4 protein-coding genes are annotated in these 3,355 nt (G+C 62.7%); 3 read left to right on the forward strand and 1 reads right to left on the reverse strand.

What is annotated here, in order from left to right; translation table 11 throughout:
* A partial coding sequence (locus HX846_RS26315; protein ID WP_178966394.1) for an MFS transporter occupies positions 1–1,114 on the reverse strand: 1,114 nt, incomplete at its 3' end.
* A gap of 115 nt (positions 1,115–1,229) precedes the next feature.
* On the opposite strand from HX846_RS26315, the gene HX846_RS26320 reads away from it, so the two are divergent.
* The 3 genes from HX846_RS26320 to HX846_RS26330 all read left to right on the forward strand — a co-directional run.
* Positions 1,230–1,904, forward strand: coding sequence for an NAD(P)H-binding protein (locus HX846_RS26320; RefSeq protein WP_102604145.1), 675 nt, complete (start codon positions 1,230–1,232; stop codon positions 1,902–1,904).
* Positions 1,905–2,816, forward strand: a complete 912-nt coding sequence (locus HX846_RS26325) for a LysR family transcriptional regulator (protein WP_177080188.1) — start codon at positions 1,905–1,907, stop codon at positions 2,814–2,816. It abuts the gene before it with no gap.
* A gap of 149 nt (positions 2,817–2,965) precedes the next feature.
* Positions 2,966–3,355: CaiB/BaiF CoA-transferase family protein (locus HX846_RS26330; RefSeq protein WP_178966395.1), on the forward strand; the 390-nt coding region annotated here is incomplete at its 3' end.

Below are 3,355 nucleotides of genomic sequence, written 5' to 3' on the forward strand. Positions count from 1 at the left end.
CCAGCGTCACGCATAACACCGCCAACGGCCAGGCCTGCTGACTCGCCAGCAGGCTGGCCACGCCACCGATCGCCGCCGCCATCAACTGATGCATAAAGCCGCTCAAGGCCATGGCGTAGGAGCCGCTCACCGGTGATTCATCATTGGCCAGCGACAGGCTGATGGGATAACTCATCGATTGGCCGAACACCGCCAGGCAATACGGCAGCCACAGCAGGATCGCCAGCCCATTGGCAAACAGGCTGCCCAGCAACATCGTCGCGCTGCCGCACATCACCAACGCCACGCCCCAACTCATCATCGACAGGCGCCCGGTGCGGGCGACGAGGCGATTGACCATCAACGCCCCCGCCAGATATGCCGCGCTGATCGGCCAGCCGAGCCAGCCATATTGCGCCGCACTCCACTGGAAATGGCCCTGCAAAATCAACGGTGCGCAGGTGTTGAACGCGATGATCACCCCGTAACCCAAACCGCCCGCCAACGCAGGCCGCAGGAACGCCGGATGACGCAGGATCGTGCCGTAGATGCGCCAGGCCGAGACGTGTCCAGAGGCTTTTTCCAATCTTGGGAACACCACCCGTTGCAGCGCAATCATCAAGCCGACAGCCGAGACCGCCAGCCCATAAAAGATCGCCTCCCAACCAAACGCCACTTGCAACAGCGAGCCCACAAACTGCCCGATGCCCAGGGCGATCACGAACGTCATGCCCAGCCACGACAAACCTTTGGCCAACAGGGCACCGCTGAAGCTGTCACGAACCAGCACCCGCGCCATCACCGACACACCGCCCGCACCGAGGCCTTGAACCAGGCGCAGGCCGAGGAACGATTCGAGGCTGTAGGCGGACGGAATCGCCGCACTGGCCAGCGCATACAGCGCCAACGCTGCCAGCAACACCGGCTTTCTACCCAGGCGCTCACCGAGGCTGCCCCAGAGCAGCATCGGCAACGCCATGCCGATCAAGTACACCGCCAGGGCCAGTGCCACCTGGTCCTCTGCAGCGGTCAATGACAAGGCAATCGCCGGCACGGCGGGCAGATAACTGCTGATGCCAACCTGGGACAAAAAGGCCGCGCTGCAGGCAATGGCGAGGGTCGTGGTGCTTTTCAAGGGGCAAAAGATCCTGTTGAGCAGTAAGCTGCAAGCCGCAAGCTACAAGTTGCCAGTGGGTTTGTCTCTACCTTGCAGCCTGAAGCTAACCGCTTGTCGCTTAGGAACCAACCTTATGAGAGTTCTATTATTCGGCGCCACCGGCATGGTCGGCCAAGGCGTGTTACGCGAGTGCCTGCTGGCCAGTGACGTGCAGGAAGTCGTCGCCGTCGGCCGTACCGCGCTGACCCAGGAACACGGCAAGCTGCATCAAGTGCTGCATGCCGACATGTTTGATTTCCAGCCCCTGGAGCATCTGCTGCAAGGTTTTGACGCCTGCTTCTTTTGCCTGGGCGTGTCCTCGGTGGGCATGGATGAAGCCAAGTACACCCATTTGAGCTACGACTTGACGCTGGTGGCCGCCAGCACCCTGGCGCGGCTTAACCCGCAGATGACCTTCATCTACGTGTCCGGCGCCGGGACTGACAGCAGCGAAACCGGCAAAACCATGTGGGCACGGATCAAGGGCAAGACCGAGAATGCGTTGCTGCGCCTGCCGTTCAAGGCGGTGTACCTGTTCCGTCCCGGGGTGATCCAGCCGTTGCACGGCGTGCGCTCGAAAACCCCGCTCTACCAGTCCATCTACACCGTGGTCGGCCCGTTGTTGTCGCTGCTGCGCCATGTGCGACCGGCCTGGGTGGTGAGCACGGAAACCGTTGGCCGCGCAATGCTCTCGGCCGTCCGGCACGGTGCACCTCTGCCGGTGGTGGAGCAGGCCGATATCAATCGCCTGGCCACCGAGCGCGCCTAGATGCTGCACAAAAGCCTGGTTCGCCGCCTTGACCTGATCACCCTGCAATTGTTTGTGGCAGTGCATGAGGAAGGCACGCTGACCCGCGCCGCCGCCCGTGAAGCCATCGCGGTCTCCGCGGCCAGCAAGCGCTTGATGGAGCTGGAACAGGTGCTGGGCGTCAGCCTGTTTGTGCGCCAGGCCAAGGGCATGCAGCTCACGGCTGCCGGCGAGACCTTGCTGCACCATGCACGGCAGATGCTGTTCAATGTCGAGAAGATGGGCCTGGAGCTGGGCGAACACAGTCACGGCGTGCGCGGTTATGTGCGGATGCTGGCGAACCTCTCGGCAATCATTCAGTTCCTGCCCGAAGACTTGCGCGACTTTTCCGCGCTGCATCCACAGGTGAAGGCCGACCTGGAAGAGCGGCCCAGCAACGGCGTGGTCCAGGGTGTGATTGACGGCGTTGCGGACCTGGGCATCTGTTCCAGCGACACCGATACCAAAGGCCTGCCCGGTGTGACCTATCGCCGGGACAAACTGGTGGTGCTGATGCCGGCGGATTACCCGTTGGCGTCGCGCAAGACCCTGACGTTCGCCGAGACGCTGGACAGCGACTACGTGGGGCTGCATTCCGCCAGTTCGATCAACATGCGCACCCATGCGGCGGCGCGGGAGGCGGGCAAGGTGCTGCGCTTGCGGATCCATGTGCCGGGCTTCGATGCCATGTGCCGGATGGTCCAGGCCAACATGGGCATCGGCATCCTGCCGCAAAAAGCCTATGAACTGTTTGGCCGGGCGTTGGGCTTGCACGCGGTGCCGCTGACGGATGCCTGGTCGGACCGCAGCCTGATCCTGGTGGTGCGTGATGAAGAACAGCTGTCACCGGTGAGCCGGCTGTTGTTCGATTACCTGCGGCGGGAGCAGGCGTAAGCAAACCCTGTGGCGAGGGCCCTCGCCACAACCAGTCCTTACTCAAGCGTTCGCATTTGGCGAACGCTCGTTGCCAACTGACGGTTGGATTTCTACTGCCTGCGTCCTCTAGCCTTGGCCCCACATTCCAAGAACAAGAGGTACACCCCATGACGGCTCCCCTGAGCGGTATCAAGGTGATCGAGATCGGCACCCTGATTGCCGCGCCCTTCGCCGCCCGGCTGATGGCCGAGTTTGGCGCCGAGGTGATCAAGATCGAAGCCATGGGGCAGGGCGATCCGCTTCGCAAATGGCGAAAGCTGCACGAAGGCACGTCGCTGTGGTGGTACCTGCAATCGCGTAACAAGAAGTCCCTGGCCCTGGACCTCAAGTCGGCAGAAGGCCTGGACCTGGTCAAGCAATTGCTGGGCGATGCCGACGTGCTGATCGAAAACCTGCGCCCCGGCGGCCTGGAAAAACTCGGCCTGGGCTGGGACGTGCTGCACGCCCTCAACCCCAAGCTGACCCTGGTGCGCATCTCCGGCTACGGCCAGACCGGC

This window comes from Pseudomonas sp. K5002 (assembly GCF_013386655.1).
Taxonomy (GTDB): Bacteria; Pseudomonadota; Gammaproteobacteria; order Pseudomonadales; family Pseudomonadaceae; genus Aquipseudomonas.

Coding starts and splice junctions, on each gene's coding strand:
- HX846_RS26320 (WP_102604145.1), top strand. CDS start 1,230: ATGAGAGTTCTATTATTCGGCGCCACCGGCATGGTCGGCCAAGGCGTG.
- HX846_RS26325 (WP_177080188.1), top strand. CDS start 1,905: ATGCTGCACAAAAGCCTGGTTCGCCGCCTTGACCTGATCACCCTGCAA.